This is a genomic window from Aeromonas enteropelogenes (assembly GCF_000819845.1).
Classification (GTDB): Bacteria; Pseudomonadota; Gammaproteobacteria; order Enterobacterales; family Aeromonadaceae; genus Aeromonas; species Aeromonas enteropelogenes.
Genome location: NZ_CDCG01000011.1, coordinates 156,897 through 174,199, shown reverse-complemented (window position 1 = coordinate 174,199; position 17,303 = coordinate 156,897). Strand labels below are relative to the sequence as shown.

Sequence of the window (17,303 nt, the reverse complement as noted above, 5' to 3'; positions counted from 1 at the left end):
ACAAACCTCCCTCTACACAGATTTATCAAACAGCAGCCCTTTGCGATGACTCTCATCGAGCCCCGACTGCTCAAGTTCACGAAACCGCTTGGATATGGACAGCAACTCTTCGCTCGGGATCTGGCGGATCACCTCTCCCGAATCCTTGTCCAGCAGCTTGACGATGGTCTTGCCAAGCTCATTATCCTTGGAAATATTCAGATACCATCCTTTGATCGATACTATCGACTGCAATTCTTGTACCTGTTCTTCCAAAGATGCTGATTTTGTTTCATCTTTGGTGGCGGCTTCCTGCTTTGCAGCTTCATCCAACTCTTGTTGACGCTTCTTCGCCACATCCTCTTTCTGCTGCGCCAAAACAAAAGCAGTAGCCTCACGGCTACTGCTTTCAGTTTTTGGAAAAGCATAGGAGGAGGCCGAGCCAAGGTTTACTTCATTTGCCATGATGTCCTCCAACTACTTTCCATACCTGTATCAGCTTATCAACGCAGCAGCGACAATGCACCGTTCGGACGCTGGTTGGCTTGCGCCAGCACGGTCGACGCGGCTTGCTGCAAGATGTTGTACTGAGTCAGGTTCGCAGTTTCAACCGCGAAGTCCGCATCACGTACACGCGCACGAGCAGCAGAGAGGTTCTCGGCGATGTTGGATTGGTTGCGAATGGTCGATTCCATCCGGTTTTGCACCGCACCCAGCTCTGCACGCTTGGAGTCAACAGACTTGATCATCTTGTCGACGGCACCGAGCACGGATTGCGCTGAGGAGGCAGCGCTGATGTTGATCCCAGAAGCGCCGGCAGCAAAAGCGGTTGTGACTGAAGCATTACCGGCAATCCCCGCCACGTTGAATGCAAAACCGGTCAGACTGAAGGAGATGGTCTGCTTGGCATCGGCACCCACCTGGAATTCACCCTTGAAGGAGCTATCCAGCAGCTTCTTACCACCAAAGGTAGTGTCGCTGGCAATACGGTCGATCTCGGTAGAGAGTTGGTCGACTTCTTGCTGGAGTGCGGTACGGTCAGAGGTGTTGTTGGAACCGTTAGCAGACTGTTGTGCCAGAGTCCGCATGCGTTGCAGCATGCCGGTGATCTCTTCCATCGCACCTTCTGCGGTTTGCGCCAGAGAGATGCCGTCGTTTGCGTTACGGTTACCCTGGTTCAGACCATTGACCTGGGAGGTCAGACGGTTGGAAATTTGCAGACCGGCGGAGTCATCCTTGGCGCTGTTGATGCGCAGACCGGACGACAAACGTTGATATGACGTGTCCAGTGTCTTGTTGGTATTCATCAAGTTACGCTGAGCGTTCAGCGAGGACACGTTGGTGTTAATAAACATAGCCATGATTTAATCTCCCAATCGATACAGACTGCAGGCCTCGCTTACATCAGCCTTGTTGCAATCCGGGAGTAGAGGGTTGAACGAGCCCGTCTACTCTCGACCAGTGGGGATTGTTTGAACGGACAATCACCCACCACACCGCAAAATCCAGGAGTCCCGAACACCCAATCTTTTGCTTACCTTGGTTAACGGCCACGCAGAACGAAGCTTTAGTCTTTTTTTTGCCGCCTGCGGCAAATAATTGCCCCCCTCAGATCAATCCGCCCCCAAAGAGCAGCTCAAACACATCGGCTACCTTTGGTTCAAAACAGATAAATAACTGAATGTTCACAGATGTATATCAGAGAAAAGGGAAGCAAAGACTCAAGATAGGGTCATTGTTTTGACTCGGGCCAATGGCAACAAGCGCCCATTGAGCCAACAATTTGACAGCCTGAAAAGATGACTGGATCTGTCTACCACCTCAAAACCTTGACGGTTCACGATAAAGCAGAAGCGTACGACTCCTTTTTCTCGCTGGTGAAAGCATTTCAGAACTGGCATGGGTTATGCTTTGTTACGTTGAAAATAAAAAAGGCCGACATCAAGGTCGGCCAACGAGCTTTAGCTCAGGAGAATTGGGCGGGAAGGTTTATAGACTATAAACTGCCCCGCTGAGCTTAGTAGTGTACTACAGTGTTGTGACTTATCAGAGACATGATTTCCCGAACACCCTCTGATGCGTCCTCCGGAAAGGCGGCCTGAACAACCGCCTTTCATTTTTTATTCTTAACCACGCAGCAGTTGCAGTGCGCCATTGGGTCGCTGGTTCGCCTGGCCCAGTACGGTTGATGCCGCTTGTTGCAGGATGTTGAACTGCGTCAGATTCGCAGTTTCTACCGCAAAGTCTGCATCACGTACCCGAGCTCGCGCTGCACTGACGTTTTCCGCAATGTTGGACTGGTTGCGAATGGTTGATTCCATCCGGTTTTGTACCGCACCCAACTCGGCACGCTTGGCATCGACCTGCTTGATGAGTTTGTCCACATCCGCAAGTACTTTCTGTGATGCCGATGCGGTCTGGATATTAATCCCGTTAGCACCCGCCACGAATACAGTGGTGTTTGCCGCATTGGCTCCGGCCAGTCCGGCGATGCTGAAGGAAAAGCCGGTCAGACTGAAGGAGATGGTCTGGTTGGCATCTGCCCCCACCTGGAAGGTGCCGTTGAATGAACCGTCGAGCAACTTGGTACCACCGAAGGTGGTATCACCAGCGATACGGTCAATCTCGGTAGAGAGCTGGTTCACCTCTTGCTGCAAGGCAACCCGGTCATCGGTGTTGTTGGAACCGTTGGCGGATTGTTGAGACAGGGTACGCATCCGCTGCAGCATGCCGGTGATCTCTTCCATCGCCCCTTCTGCGGTTTGCGCCAGGGAGATGCCGTCATTTGCGTTACGGTTACCCTGATTCAAACCGTTGATTTGGGAGGTCAGACGGTTGGAGATCTGCAGACCGGCGGCATCGTCCTTGGCGCTGTTGATACGCAGGCCGGATGACAGACGCTGATAGGCGGTATCCAGATTGATATTGCTATTACGCAGGTTACGCTGAGCATTGATGCTCGAAACGTTGGTATTTACATACATACTCATGACTATTCTCCTAAGCTATTAAATTTGCTCTTTTATTTACTCAGGCTTTATTGTTTTTCCTGCCTGATGCGTCTTATTTAACGGCTGCTTTTTCGATGTCTTTAGCAGTTTTTTTAACGCTTCATCGCATTAGCGCCGCCTACCCTATTTATCGGCATGTTCTCTCTTTACTTGAGGAAAAAAATGCTATCCATCCTTCAACGAATGCATGAAACAAAGAAGGACTGGTTTCACACGGGCATCATCATATCCCTTTACACACCAGCTCCCCCGCCGCACAAGCTTCACAATCCATGTCGCTGCTGACAAAAACTTGGTCTGGCTCCCACTTCTTGCAGACGCCCATTGGTCAGAGGCGGCGCGCCCCCTAAAATCGCGACCCCATCAATAACTGGACGTAAGTTGTTCTCCATGCAGACACTGGTTGAGCAGATTGTTTATATCAGCGACATGTTTGGTACTGCGGTATTCGCGTTTTCGGGAGTGTTGGTTGCAGGGAGGCTAAGGATGGACGGCTTCGGCGTCATGGTGCTGGCCGCCGTCACCGCCATCGGCGGTGGCACCATCCGCGACATGATCCTGGGGGCCACCCCTGTATTCTGGGTACGCGATCCCCTCTATATCTGGGTGGTGATCGTCACGGCACTTGTAGGCATGTGGATGGTCAAGTTACCCAGACGCATGCCCTGGTACGTATTGCCGGTAGCCGATGCCTTCGGGCTTGCCCTGTTTACCGTGATCGGCGCCCAGAAGGCCCTCAACTTCGGTACCCCCGGGCTCATCTCGGTGATCATGGGTACCATGACAGGGGTCGCTGGCGGCATGATCCGGGACGTGCTGGCCCGGGAAGTTCCGATGGTGTTGCAAAAGGAGATCTATGCCACCGCCTGCATCCTGGGGGGCATTCTCTATACCCTGGCGCTGGAGGCCAACGTGGATCGGGTGACAGCCATGCTCATCTGCATGACAACTGTCTTTGGCTTGCGGGTCGCCGCCATCTACTGGCACCTGTCACTGCCCACCTTCTCGTTGCAGCGCAGCCAATGACAAGTGCGGGGGGCTTGCCCCCCGGCCTTGTTCGTTGAACCAAGCAGGCTTTTCTGTTGTCATAGGATCCAGTGTTGTAAGCCGGAATCCCTTATGCAAAAACTTGGACTCATCACTTCACTGTTACTGATCTATGCGACAACGGCGCAAGCCGATGCGCAGGTGCTGTTCGGCCGTCTTGCGTCAACCCCGGTACAGCAGTTCAACCAGCAGATCCGCCAGGCAAGCAGTGCACGCCAGAGCTGGGTCAATGATTATCGTGAAGTAGCATTGCGTTTCGTCGGCCACAACGACATACCCAGCCGTATCCAGGCCAGACAGCTGGACAACGATCTGGTGCTCTCCGTTGCCCTTGATGGCAACAAGAGCGACATGCTCTACATCCTGACCCTCTATCGCAGCAACAACCTGTGGCAGATGCGTCAGGCCGAAATGGGCTGGCGCTGTCAAGGTCAAACCACCTTCACCCCGGTTCCCTGTCCCTGAGGGCGGCCGTCACGATGTGCAATAAAAAAATCCGGCTCATTGGCCGGATTTTTTTATTAAGAGTCACTTAACCGTTACGGACGGTACACCTTGACGTTGTCAAAGCCCTTCTCTTTCAGGTAGAGCGCCTGCAGCTTGCTCATCACGCCGCGATCGCAGTAAAGCAGGTAGGTCTTCTCTTTCGGCAAGTCGCCAAAGGCGGTAGCCAGCTTGAAGAAGGGAATATGCTGCACCTCGCGCCCTTCCACCAGCAGCGGCTTCTCTTCGTGTTCATCCATGGAGCGGATATCTAGGATCACCTCGTTGTCACCGGTCGAGGCGGTGGTCTCCACTTCCTGCACCTCGGCGGCGGTCTCCTCACCGATGCGACGGATGTCGAGGTAGCGAGCCTCGCTTACCACCTTGTCCAGGATGGCGAAGTCGAAGTTGGCCTCTTCCGCTTCGATGCGGGCAAGATCCGCCTTCACGGTCGGCTTCTTGGAGATGACGCCGCAGTACTCGGGCATGGTCTCGGCAAACTCCAGGGTACCGATGCGGCGCGCTTCGCTGATGATGTCCGGCTTGTCCCAGGTGATCAGCGGGCGCAGGATCACCTTGTCGGTCACCCGGTCGATCACGTTCAGGTTGGTGAGGGTCTGGCTGGAGACCTGGCCCACACACTCGCCGGTCACCAACGCCGGGATCTGGAACTCGTCGGCCACCTTGGCGGCGGCACGCATCATCATCCGCTTAAGCACTACGCCCATCTGGCCGTTGTCGATCTTCTCGAGGATCTCGGCCACCACCGGCTCGAAGTCCACCGCGGTGAAGCGCACCCGGTGGGAGGAGCCGAAGCGGTTCCACAAGTGATAAGCCACCTGCTTGACACCGATCTCGTGGGCCGCGCCGCCCAGATTGAAGAAGCAGTAGTGCACGCGGCAGCCGCGCTTGATGAACTGGAAGGAGGCGACGCCCGAGTCAAAACCGCCGGAGATGAGGCTCAACACGTCCTCCTGGGTGGCGATGGGCATGCCACTCAAGCCCTGATGGATGGCGCTGACGATGAACAGCTCCTCACCATCGATCTCGAGGTTGATCTTCACATCCGGGTTCTTCAGGCGCACGCCGTTGCTCTCGCAGTGCTGGTTCAGGCCACCACCTACATAGCGTTCAATTTCAAGAGAGGAGAACTCGTGCTTGCCGTGGCGCTTGGCACGCACGCAGAAGGTCTTGCCCTTGAGCTGGTCGCCCCATACCGCCTTGACCTGCTCGAAGATGTCGTGCAAATCGGTGAACTTGCTGGCCTGCACCTCGAGGAAGGACTGGATGCCGGGAATGCAGGCGAGTGCCTCTATGGCCTGGTCGCGGAACTGGTCATTGCGCGAGCTCACGATCAGCTTGTCCCAGTCCATGCGCACCCGGGCGTCGTCGTCGAAGCGTCGCAGGACGTTGCGGATGTTGCCCTGCAGGATCTTGATGAAACGCTGGCGAACCGACTTGCTCTTGATGGTGATTTCCGGGAACAGCTTGATAATGAACTTCATGGTAATGACTCGGGTGACCTTGATTTAAGGGCGCGAATTATATCAGAACTTTGTGTCCAGCGCCTACTGGATGAGCGTTTGCTCACAGACCACCACGCAATGTTTGCCGCACGGCGGCGATTTTGCGTATATTCCCGACCCTGCGCCCTGGCAAGATCCCGACAACAGATTGATCCGATGAAGACCTATATCTACTACCCCGGCATGGAGGTACGTGACGAGCTCTGGCTCAAGTTTGCCCTGCTCTATCTGGAGCGGCTCGCCTTCGTCTTCACCGTCAGCGAGAAAAGTGGCCTGACCGCCCTGCTGGAGACCCTCGAAACAGAGACGGATCTGCTGGCAGAGCGGCCGGAACCCGCCTTCTTTGCCGCCATCACCCCCCAGCTGGAGAGTCAGCTCGGCGGCCTTATCACCCCCGATTTTGTCCGCCACAAGGTGTTTGGCAACAAGGAGCTCATCGCACGCTGGCGTCAAAGCGCCAATCACGACTGCTTCTGCCCGGCCCAGGCAGGCCTGGAGCGCTTGCACGGTTTTTGCCTCGACAAAGGCTTTGCCAGCCGGGACGAGGGAGGGATCAGGATGGCGCGACGCTTTGCCAACCTGCTCTCCATGCGGCTCGCCCGTGAGTGGGCACTCGCCAATGAGGGGGTCCTCATCACCGATCACGACTATCTGGACCGGCTGCTCCACCTGCTCGAATCCCGCTACCACAACCGGGGCGGCCAGGATTGCTTCCATCTGGAGATCCCGTTGCAAGTGCCCACTCACTTGAACGAGATCCCGTTTGCGGAGCTCATCGCCCTGCGTGGGCGCAGCGGTTTTCGCCAGCAGCTGGCCGAGTTTCATCAGGCCCTCGACGGCTTGCTCGCCATGCTCGGCAGCGGATACCCGGAACCCGCAGCACTGACGCGATTCGAGCAGGCCCAGCAGGCACTCAACCAACTGCTGGGGCCACAAACCCGAAGCCTGCCCCTCACCACCATGATCAGCACCAGTCTACCCGCCATGGCGATGATCCACCGCCTCAAGGCGAGCCACCCAGGCAGCAATCTGGTGTTTCACTCCATCAAGAAGAGCCACTTCCACCAGCGCAAGAGCCAGCACTTCTTCACCCGCCTGGGGCAGGTCAAATCCTGAGCGTACTCCCTCCCGATCAGGAGGGATTTTCCAGGCGAAATTCGATGCGATCGCTGTTGCCCGCCTCGTCCACCACCACCAGCTGGTAACGGCCCGCCTTGCTCAGCACCTGATCCCCGTCCCAGCGCAGCCGCTGACCGTTGAGAAACCAGAACGGTTTACCCACCCCACCCAGCACCCTGGGCTGCAAGCGGTAACGTTCGCTGCGGATAAGGTTCCCCTCCCCCAGTGCCAGGATGCGGATGGGCGCCTGCAACTCGGTTCGCGCCGCCTCTCCCGCACAGCCGCCTGCCAACACTGCTTGCCGCCGCTCGCCAAAAGCCCGCCAGGGCTCCAGCGAGAGCGGCCAGAGCGCCCGCCAGCCTGAGCCTGCGGCCTCGCGGCAACGGGGCATGGTGGGTTTCCCCTGATCGGTCAGCGCAACCTGACGCAGCGGCGAAGGCCAGTCCAGCGGATCGGGCAAGGTGGGGGGATCCCGCTCCTCCAGCAGCCAGGCACTCTGTCGTTGCAGGCAGGTCTCCGGCAGGGTAGTGCTCGCCCGCCGCCCCAGCGGCCAGCAAATCTCGGCCTCGCTCACCGTGTTGGGCTGCACCGGCAAGGGACTGTCGTCACCGAGCCGCGAGTAAACCGAGAGCAGCAGCGGCACCGCCGCGCTCTGGCCGTAGAAACCGGGCATGGGGGTGCCGTCAGGGCGCCCGAGCCAGACCCCCAGGGTCCAGCGACCGGAGACCCCCAGCGCCCAGCTGTCGCGATAGCCATAGCTGGTACCGGTCTTCCAGGCCAGCCGGTTGACCCGACCGGTCGCCTCGCTGGCAAAGGGCTGATCCGCCCGCCCCTGAGCGCTCAGGATCTGCCAGATGATCCAGGCGGCCCCCGGGCTCAGCAAGGGGCGCGACACTGCCTGCTGATCTGCCAGCCAGACCGGCATCGCCACCTGCCCCTGCCGGGTCAGCGCGCTGTAGAGCGCCACCAGCTGCTCGAGCCGGATCCCCGCCGCCCCGAGCGCAATGGCCGGGTTGGGTTTGTCCGAGAGCGCCAGCCTCACCCCGGCATTGTCGAGCCGACTGACCAGCTTGTCGGCCCCAAGTGCCTCCAGCACCTGCACCGCCGGTACGTTGAGGGATTGCTGCAGGGCCCGAGTCAGGGTCACCGGCCCCTGAAAGGCGCCGGTGAAGTTGGCGGGGCGATAGTCAGCCCCAAGCCTTGGCGCATCGGAGAGCAGAGAGGCCGAATGAACCAGTCCCTCATCCAGCGCCAGGCCATAGATGAAGGGCTTGAGGGTGGAGCCGGGGGAGCGGATCGCCTGCACCATGTCCAGATAACCGTGGCGGCGCAAATTGCCATACTCGGCGCTGCCTACATAGGCACGCACCGCCATGGTCCGGTTGTCGACGAGCAGCAGCGCGGCGGAAGTCTGCTCGGGGAAGCGGCGGATATAGCTCTCTACCCGCCCCTCCAGCCAACGCTGCAGATCGCCATCTATGGTGGTGTGCACCAAGGCCCCCGGCTGACTGGCGGCGGCGAGGCGGGCAAACAGCGGCGCCTCCATCGGGGTGAAACGGGCGCGGGCCAGCACAGGTTCGATGCGTCCCTCCCGCCACACGGCCTCGGGCCAGGCGCCCTGCCTGACCAGCCGTAGCATCACCTTGTCACGGGCGGCGCGGGCCCGCTCGGGATGCCTGTCCGGCCGATAACGGCTGGGGGCCTGGGGCAGCACAGCCAGCAGGGCCGCCTCGGCATGGGTGAGCTTGGCGGCGCTCTTGCCAAGATAGGCAAAGCTCGCCGCCTGGACGCCTTCCAGATTGCCACCAAAGGGCGCCCGGTTGAGGTAGACGGTGAGCAGGGTGCGCTTGTCGTAGTGCCACTCCAGCTGCAGCGCCCGCGCCATCTGGCGCAGCTTGCCGGGCACGCTCCTGTGATAGGGTTCGAGCAAGCGGGCCACCTGCATGGTGAGGGTCGAGCCTCCCGATACCGCCCGCCCGTGGCGCAGCCACAACCAGACCCCGCGCACCATGGCCACCGGATTGACCCCGGGATGGCGCCAGAAATAGCGATCCTCGTAGCCCAGCAGCGCCTCGATATAACGGGGGGAGACCTGATCCAAAGTCACCGGATAGCGCCATACCCCGCTGGTATCGGCAAAGGCGCGCAGCGGCCTCCCCTTCATGTCGAGCACCACTCGTGCATAGGCAGGGTCGAGTGGCGGCGGCGGGAAGATCCGATCCAGCGCCAGCAGCGACAGGAGCAGGACAATAGCCCCCAGCCCCGAGTAGCGCAGCCAGCGCGGCAGACAGCCAAGCCAGCGCCGACAGGCGCGACCACTGCGACCCAATTTCAGCCAGCCACGCTGCCAGAAAGTGAGCGGGCGAACCCGCTCAAGGGAGGGGTCGTTGCCCAGAGAGCGTCTGCGACCCATCAAGCGCCAGCTACTCAGAGATAGTTACCTCGTGGATATCCTCACCCACGGCCCTGAGCTCGGGGCGGTACATATCCTCCACCTGGGTCGGCGGCACCTGATAGCGACCCGGCGTCACCGCCCGCATCAGGTAGACCAGCTGCTGGTTGCTCCCCTCGCTCAGATCCAGCGCTGCCGTGTAGCGGTCGTCGCGAAACTCCTGATGCTTGAGGTAGTCGTTCCACTCGCTCTGCCACGCCGGTTTCCCCTCGATGGAGAGCTCTTCCAGCTTGATGCTGTTGCCAAGGGCCGGGTTCTCCAGCTCGAAGCCAGCGGGCACCATCTCCACCAGCAGGGCATCGGGCACCGCCGATTCACTGCTGACGTTGAGTCGCACCACCACCAGATCGCCCACCTTCACCTTGGCCGGATCGAAACGCTGGCCATCGGCATTGAACCAGCTGCGGGTCACGCTTATCCCCTGACTCAACCGGGCAGGAGCCTGCTCGGGGTAGCCAATCAGGGTGCGCTGCACATAGAGAGATCCCTTGCCCTCGTTGGTGACGGTACTCGCCGCCAGCGCCTCTGGGGCACCCCGCTGCAGCGGAGCCGAACCGCTCAGGGATCCACTGCCAAGCGAGGAAGTTACCCTAGCCTGCCAGTCGACGGCCGGGTCGAAGCGGGCGAGTCGTAGCAGGGCGAGCCGCTCCTGAGTGCTGAGCCACTGACGATGGGCCAGGGTATCGGCCACCTGGGCACTGAGGGCTGACCAGCGATCTTCCGCCAGCTTGTGCCGGCGCAGCAGGGAGAGCTCAAGGGCCTGGTCGCGCAGCGCAGAGCCATAATCCCCCAGATAGCCGTCAGCACGCTCGGTGGTCAGTGCCCGGTCGAGGGCTCTGGCAGCATTCTGTTCATCCCCCATGGCCGAGAAGGCCAGCGAGAGGTGCAACAGCGGCAGACCGGAGCGGGCGTGATCCGCCTGCTGCTCCCAGATAAGCCGCAGGGTAGCGAGCGGCGCCTTGCCCACCCGCGCCAGCACATAGGCGCTATAAGCCTGATAGGCCAAGCGGCTGTGCTCGGGGGCACTGCTCCAGCGCTCCCAGTACTGGCTGTCGGTGAGGTAGCTCTGCAGGCGCTTGAGGGCCTGGCTCAACATGGCCTCCGGCACAGCATCGCCGACCTCCTGGCGAGCCAGCAGGTAGTCGGCGGCATAGGTGGTGAGCCACTGCTCCTCGTCGGAGCGGCCGTCCCAGAGGCCAAAGCCGCCGCTTGGCAGTTGCAACCGCTGCAAACGCTGGAGCAAGGCGCGCTGCAGCTCCGCCTCGCTCAGCGGTTTGTCGGCCTTGGGCAAACCTTTAGACCAGCTCTTGCGCTCCTCTGCCGTAGTGAGCAGATAGGGCCAGGCGCGCGACAGGGTCTGCTCCAGACAGGCGTAAGGATAATCGGCCAGCGCCTGCCACTGGGCGGCCGGATCCCAGGGGGGCGTACCGGAGAGGCTGAGCAGCCCCTGCAAATTGGCGCCATCCAGCCCGGCCAGCTCGTCTGGCGCAAAACTCATCTGCTGGCCGGGGGCCAGCATCTGGTAGCGCTGGCGAGTCTGGGCCGGCCAGGGAGAGCGCAGTGGCAGCGACCAATCGCGGCTTATCGCGATATCCTTGCCGCTGGCGGCGAGTTGCAAACGCGCTACCCCGCTCGCTCCGGTCACCGTGAGCGGCAGGGTCAGCCACTGCTCCTCGCCATTTTTAAGGGAAAGGGTGCTGGGCAGATTGCCGTTCGCCTTAAGCCCACCATTCAGGGTCCAATCAAGGGAGAGGGTCTGATCCTCGCCGCTCATGTTGCGCAGTTGCACCAAGGCGCGGGTCTCATCGCCTCTCGCGCCAAAGCGCGGCCAGCCTATCTCGGCCACCAGCGGCGCCACCACCTTGACGGCGCGCTCTGCCTGCCCCACCTGCTGCTCGTTCCAGGCCAGCGCCATCAGCGCCAGCTCGCCGTTGAAATTGGGCAGTTCGAGCGGGATCAGCGCCATGCCCTGCTCGTCAAAACTCACCTCGCCGCTCCAGAGCGCGGCGATCTCGACCCGGCTCTCCAGCGCGCCGCCCTTTTTCAGCGGCGCCCGGTCGCCCCCATAGTTGAGGCGGGCCAGCTTGCCATCCTGCGGCGGGATCACTTGCCCGTAGTTGTCGAACAAATCTTGGGCGAAGCGCTTGCGACCGAAGAAGAGCTCGAACGGATCGAGGGGGCGATAGTCGCTGATGTTGAGCACGCCCCGATCCACCGCCGCCAGCACCACCCGCCCCTGGCTATTCGGGGTCGAGGTAGCGGTCACCTCAAGACGGGTTAGCGGTACCGCCTTGTCCGGCGCACTCAGGGTGAGCGGCAGGCGGCGGGACTCCCTGTCCAGGGTCAGCGGCACCAGCCCGACCGAGCGCAGGCTCTGCCCTTGCTGGCTGCTGGCCGGTTTGGAGTCGCTATCCGGTGCGGCGATCTGGGCCGAGATATGCAAATCATGACGCTGCCACTCGGGACTGACGGGGATCTCGAACTCGCCACGCCCCTCTTTTTCACTACCTTCGGCTTTTAGCTCGATACGCTGCCACCAGCGCAGACCGTCACCATCCTCCACCAGCAGCAACCCCTTGCCCGGGCGCGGCGCCACCAGAGTCACTTTTGCCTTGTCACCGGCCTGATAGGCGCGCTTGTCGAGGGTGATGGCGATCTTGTCGGGCCGCGCCTGCTCGCCACCACCGCCCCAGGCGTAGCTGCCGATCTCCAGCCGCAGACTGGATTGATGGCCCTGGCTATTTTCCACCTCGAGGCGATACCAGCCCGCCGCCAACGTCAGACTGAGAGACGTCGGCCCCTTGCCGTCAAGCTGCAGGGTCTGCTCCTGTTCCAGATAGGGCTGGCTGTTGAACTCGTACTTCCACCCCTCCCCATCGGCATAGTGCCAGTAGTAGTCGCGGTATTCGTTGATGAGACGCACCTTCACCTCACCCGCCACCGGTTGCCCTTGTTTATCGAGGTTGAGGATCTGGAACGGCAGCGGCCTGCCTCCCTCCACCCGATCAGCCACAAAATCGGCCTTGAGCGCCGGCCACTGGCTCCCCTCGGGCCAGCCATACTGGGTGCGGCTGCGATTGACGGCGCGGCCGCCAGGCTCGGAGAGCGACACCCGATAGGCCACCTCCAGCGGGCCAAGGGCACGCACGCCGTCGAGTTCATCTGCCAGCGAAACGGTCCCCTGTCCCTGCTCATTGAGAGTGAGATTGACGGGATCGAGCGCCTTGGCCTGCTCGCCGAGCAGCACGTCTCCCAGGGTGAACTCCTGCCACCGGGTAAAGGGCATGGTGGCGCGGCTTATCTTCACCTCCGCCTTCGCCCTGGTGGCACTCGCTGGCGCGCCGTAGAGGTAATCCCCCCTGAGCGGCAGGGTGAGGGCGGCGTCCAGATCCGTGACTTCACCATCCGGCCCCTTGCCAAGCTGCAGTTTCAACCGTTCAGGCAGAAATTCCTCCACCAGAAAAGGCCACTCGAAGCGACTGCCAGCGGCGGTCTTGAGGTTGATGGTCCAGCGCCCGAGCGGCGCATCCATCGGCAGACGCAGGCCGTAGTGGGCGGCGCCCAGGTTGTCCGGCAGCAGCCGTTTTTGTTCGAGCAGCTGGCCGTCCGGCTGTTTCACTTCCAGCTCCACCGCCATCCCCGGCAGCAGCTGGCCATCCTGCCCTTTGAGCAGGATCTCGCTGTCAAGCCGCTCACCGGGACGATAGAGATCGCGCCCGCTGAACAGATACAACTGCTGGGCCTGCCAGGGTTGGGTTCCAAGATCGAAGGTGGAGAGGTCAAGCGCCGCACCATCGAGACGCAGCACTGCCAGATGCTTGCCCTGCTCCGCCAGCAGCAAGCGGGCTCCCTGCACCTGATCGAACCGGCGATGACCGCGATTGTCGGTGGCGTGCACCTGCAGCCGGTTGCCCTTCTCGTCGAGCAGAGAGAGTTGCACATCCTTGAGTGGGTCGGCCGTTGCCAGCGAACTGACAAACACCTCCAGCCGATCCCGATAGCGACGGGCACTGAGCCCCATGTCGCTCACCGCGAAATAGGTGGTCTCCTTGCGCCAGTCGTAGTTGCCAAGGGGGGACATCACCGCAAAATAGACGCCGGCCTCGGCCAGCTGGGGCTCTTTCACATTGATGAGGCGGGTTTCGCGACGGTTGGGATCCAGCTCCAGCGCATAGCGACCGCTGAACACCCGTTTGGCCCGCTTGGTGATCTGTTCGAGCTCCCAGTTGCCCATGCCGGAACCGGGTCTGTACTCGACCAGAAAGCGCGGCAGATAGGCGGCATCGACCCGAAAGAAGTCGATATTGACCTCGTCTACGTTGACCGCGCTGATGGGCAGGCGCAGCTCGTCGCGCAGCGGCAACACCATACCGCTGGCGGTAAAGGAGGCCCCCGCTTCCAGTGGCCGGGTCTTGAGGATCCAGCTCTGGGGAGACGGGCCCAGCCCAGCCTTGAGGGTCACCTCGTAACGCTTGTCGGGCTGCACGTTCGGGAAATAGAGGGTGCGGCCATCATCGGCCAGGATCCACTCCCCCTGCACTTGCTTGCCCCCCTCGCTCACCGCAAGCCAGCGCTGCCAGCTTGCGCTGGGGGTGAGCGGACCGGAGAAAACCAGCGCCAGCGCCGGTGCATCCCGATATTGACGGGCATTGGCTTGCACCACGGCGTCCGGCGCCCCAATCTCTTGTTGCGCTGCGGGAGCCTCTGCCGTAGTCGCGGGCTTGTCCGGACCGCAGCCGGCCAACAGCAGACCGGTGATCCCCGCCAACAGCAGGGCCGCTGCGCGGCGCATAAAGGGGAAAGAGGGTGAACGGACGGCGTGGTGGAAAACAGGGCGAAGGGTAAAGAGGCGCATAGGATCCATCCCGGGGTAAAGCGCTGCCATGGCAGCGTGACAGGGAACAGGATAAGGCATCCCGCCCCCTCGACACAAAGCCCATTACCGACGCGGCGATCCCTTGGCAGACAACCGCCGCACGCCACCAGCGGGAGTCAAGATTATCCGTTACTCGTGGGTCGTCTCCCTCTTCGCTCCCCCCTTGAACCAGCGAAAGAGAATGGCCATGACGGCAGCGAGGAAGAGCACCAGGGAGGCGATCAGCAGCAGGCGAGTCAGCAGCTCGCTGTGATGGGCGAAGAAGGAGGTTTTCATCGCCAGCTTGCCCACCAGGCTCAGGCAAAGCGCCCACAGAAAGGCGCTGGCGAAGCTGGCGATGCACATGCGCAGCACGCTCAGGCGGCCAATCCCCATCAGCATGGGAGTCAGCACCCGCACGAACGGGATGAAGCGGGACGAGAACATGGCCAGAAAACCATATCGTTTCAACAGGTTGGTTGCCCTTGGCAAACTCTCGGCGGGCAGCATTCGTTCGATATGGTCCATGAAGCGAGTGCGCTGCAGCGCCCGTCCTTGCAGATAGGCGAGCACGGAGCCAATCCCCGCCGCCAGCGGCAGATAACCGAGGGTGACTTCGGGGCCAAAGACTCCCATCCCGACCAGGCCACCGGCCAGCAGCACCAGGCTGTCTCCCGGCAGGGGCAGAAAGACGAAGGCGGATTCCAGCAGCAGCACCAGCATCAGGCAGCCGATCAGCATAGGCACGGCCTGCATCTGAATCAGTGCATCAAAGTCCTGATGCCAAATGGCGATCAGCATATCCAGCATGTCACACTCCCTACCACACTGTTTCTCGTGTACAAGGCTCGCGTTATAGCCGCACGCCCCTGAACAACACGTTAATTTTTCACAATGTCAGCAAAAAAAGTGTGTCTATCTGTTGCAGGCCGGATGAGGGGACTGAATGACGGGTATAAAAAGCCCCTCATCTTGCGCGCACAAGGGAGAGGGGCAAACAGGCACAGAAAGTAATCAGTCGGCGGTGGCCATCTGCCAGGTCTTGAAGCCGCCGGAAAGGTTCTTCACCTTGAAGCCGTGCTGGCTCAGCAGGCGGCAGGCCACATGGCCGCGCAGCCCCACCTGACAACTGATCAGCAGTTCCTTGTCCTTGGGCAGCTCCGCGAGGCGGCCGCGCAACTCGTCGAGGGGGATATGCATCGCCCCCGGGATGCGGCCCAGCTTGTCGAGCTCGGGGGTATTGCGCACATCCAACACCAGCTGGTGTGGCTGACGGGCCTGCACCTCGGCCACGTGGCAGAGGGTGGTATCCCCTTTCAGATGGTTGCTCGCCACGAACCCCGCCATGTTGATCACATCCTTGGCCGAGCCAAACGGCGGCGCATAGGTGAGCTCCAGATCCTGCAGGTCGAACACGGTGAGCCCGGCACGCTGGGCGACCGCCAGCACATCGATGCGTTTGTCGACGCCATCCTTGCCGATAGCCTGGGCGCCGTAGATCTTGCCATCCGGGGCAAACAGCAGCTTGAGGCTGACCGGATGGGCTCCCGGGTAGTAGCCGGCGTGACTGCCCGGATGGACATAGGCCTTCTCGAACGGCAGACCCAGCTGCACCAGCCGCTTCTCGTTGAGACCTGTGCTCGCCACCGCCAGATCGAACAGCTTGCAGATGGCGGTCCCCTGGGTCTTCTTGTAGGTCTCGCTGCGCCCCAGCATGTTGTCGGCGGCAATCCGGCCCTGACGGTTGGCAGGGCCTGCCAGCGGGATCAGCACGGACTCACCGGTCACGAAGTCGGTCTCCTCCACCGCATCCCCCACCGCGTAGATGAAGGGATCCGAGGTGCGCATGCCGGCATCCACCTTGATGCCGCCGCGCGGGCCCAGCTCCAGCCCCGCCTTGGCGGCGAGCAGGGTCTCGGGTTTGACGCCGATGGCCAGGATCAGCAGACCGGTATCGAGATGGGTGCCATCGCTCAGGGTCAGGCGCAATCCACCCCGTTGTTCGGTGGCCACGGCGGCGGTTTTTTCCGCCAGTACATCCAGGCTCTCGATGGCGGAGAGGCCGGTGCGCAGACGCAGATCGATCCCCTCCTCGCGAATGCGGGCGTGGAGCATATTGGCCATCTCTTTATCGACCGGCGCCATCACCTGATCGGAGAGCTCCAGCAGGGTGACCTCCAGCTTGCGCTGGTGCAAGGCTTCCATCATCTCCAGGCCGATGAAACCGCCCCCCACCACGGTGACGTGGCGTGGCTGATCGTGCTCAAGGGCGGCCAGGATACGATCCATGTCCGGAATATTGCGCAGGGTGTGGACGTGGGGGCTGTCGATGCCCGGGAAAGGCGGACGAATGGGGGCAGCCCCCGGGCTTAGCAGCAGCACGTCATAGGGTTCGCGCTGCTCTTCACCGGTTTGCAGATTGCGCACCAGCAGGGTCTTGCCGGCCTTGTCTATCTCGATAACGTCGTGGAAGACACGCACATCTACGTTGAAACGGCGCTTGAAACTCTGGGGAGTCTGCAGCAACAGGGCATCCCGATGAGGGATATCCCCCCCGATGTGATAGGGCAGACCGCAGTTGGCGAAGCTGACGAATTCGCCTCGCTCGAACATCACGATCTCCGCATCCTCGCTCAGGCGACGGGCCCTGGCGGCCGCCGATGCGCCCCCCGCTACACCACCAATAATCAGGATCCTTTTCATCAGCATGACTCCTCATGGACGTTAATGGCCAATAAATTAGCTTTTTCTAATTTAGAGTTCAATGAAATTTTGTTTCCCTCGATTTTGCAGTATTCTTGCAAGCCCGACGGTTGCTTAACAGGATGTTG

At 60.9% G+C, this 17,303-nt stretch carries 11 protein-coding genes; 3 read left to right on the top strand and 8 right to left on the bottom strand.

The window, feature by feature from the left end; all coding sequences use genetic code 11:
* Positions 1-12 precede the first annotated feature (12 nt).
* The 3 genes from BN1123_RS04220 to BN1123_RS04205 all read right to left on the bottom strand — a co-directional run bounded on the left by BN1123_RS04220 (position 13) and on the right by BN1123_RS04205 (position 2,969).
* On the bottom strand, positions 13-444 hold the full coding sequence (locus BN1123_RS04220; protein ID WP_156130352.1) for a flagellar protein FlaG: 432 nt from the start codon (positions 442-444) through the stop codon (positions 13-15).
* Between the two features lie 38 nt (positions 445-482).
* Positions 483-1,340, bottom strand: a complete 858-nt coding sequence (locus BN1123_RS04215; protein ID WP_042025518.1) for a flagellin N-terminal helical domain-containing protein — start codon at positions 1,338-1,340, stop codon at positions 483-485.
* Positions 1,341-2,105: 765 nt separating this feature from the next.
* On the bottom strand, positions 2,106-2,969 hold the full coding sequence (locus tag BN1123_RS04205; protein WP_042025515.1) for a flagellin N-terminal helical domain-containing protein: 864 nt from the start codon (positions 2,967-2,969) through the stop codon (positions 2,106-2,108).
* A 411-nt stretch (positions 2,970-3,380) separates the two neighbouring features.
* Between BN1123_RS04205 and BN1123_RS04200 the strand changes: the two genes are divergently transcribed.
* The gene (locus BN1123_RS04200; RefSeq protein ID WP_042025559.1) at positions 3,381-4,016 is read left to right on the top strand and encodes a trimeric intracellular cation channel family protein; all 636 of its coding nucleotides are present in this window, start codon (positions 3,381-3,383) and stop codon (positions 4,014-4,016) included.
* Between the two features lie 93 nt (positions 4,017-4,109).
* On the top strand, positions 4,110-4,502 hold the full coding sequence (locus tag BN1123_RS04195; RefSeq protein WP_042025514.1) for a hypothetical protein: 393 nt from the start codon (positions 4,110-4,112) through the stop codon (positions 4,500-4,502).
* A 74-nt stretch (positions 4,503-4,576) separates the two neighbouring features.
* Here the strand turns inward: BN1123_RS04195 and thiI are convergent, their stop codons facing one another.
* Positions 4,577-6,025: a tRNA uracil 4-sulfurtransferase ThiI gene (gene thiI, locus BN1123_RS04190; RefSeq protein WP_042025513.1), complete on the bottom strand. Its 1,449-nt coding sequence runs from the start codon at positions 6,023-6,025 to the stop codon at positions 4,577-4,579.
* A gap of 177 nt (positions 6,026-6,202) precedes the next feature.
* Between thiI and BN1123_RS04185 the strand changes: the two genes are divergently transcribed.
* The gene (locus BN1123_RS04185) at positions 6,203-7,162 is read left to right on the top strand and encodes a hypothetical protein (protein ID WP_042025512.1); all 960 of its coding nucleotides are present in this window, start codon (positions 6,203-6,205) and stop codon (positions 7,160-7,162) included.
* A 16-nt stretch (positions 7,163-7,178) separates the two neighbouring features.
* Here BN1123_RS04185 and pbpC read toward each other — a convergent pair whose 3' ends face one another.
* The 4 genes from pbpC to BN1123_RS04165 form a co-directional block, all read right to left on the bottom strand.
* Positions 7,179-9,578, bottom strand: coding sequence for a penicillin-binding protein 1C (pbpC, locus tag BN1123_RS04180; protein ID WP_042025558.1), 2,400 nt, complete (start codon positions 9,576-9,578; stop codon positions 7,179-7,181).
* Between the two features lie 10 nt (positions 9,579-9,588).
* A complete protein-coding gene (locus BN1123_RS04175) occupies positions 9,589-14,409 on the bottom strand; it encodes an alpha-2-macroglobulin family protein (protein ID WP_412149485.1) in 4,821 nt (1,606 codons plus the stop codon).
* Between the two features lie 213 nt (positions 14,410-14,622).
* Positions 14,623-15,282 (bottom strand): DedA family protein, encoded by a 660-nt coding sequence (locus tag BN1123_RS04170; RefSeq protein WP_042025510.1) that lies wholly within the window; start codon positions 15,280-15,282, stop codon positions 14,623-14,625.
* A 204-nt stretch (positions 15,283-15,486) separates the two neighbouring features.
* Entirely contained in the window at positions 15,487-17,175 is a 1,689-nt protein-coding gene (locus BN1123_RS04165; protein WP_042025556.1) for an FAD-dependent oxidoreductase, read from the bottom strand.
* Between the last annotated feature and the right edge of the window lie 128 nt (positions 17,176-17,303).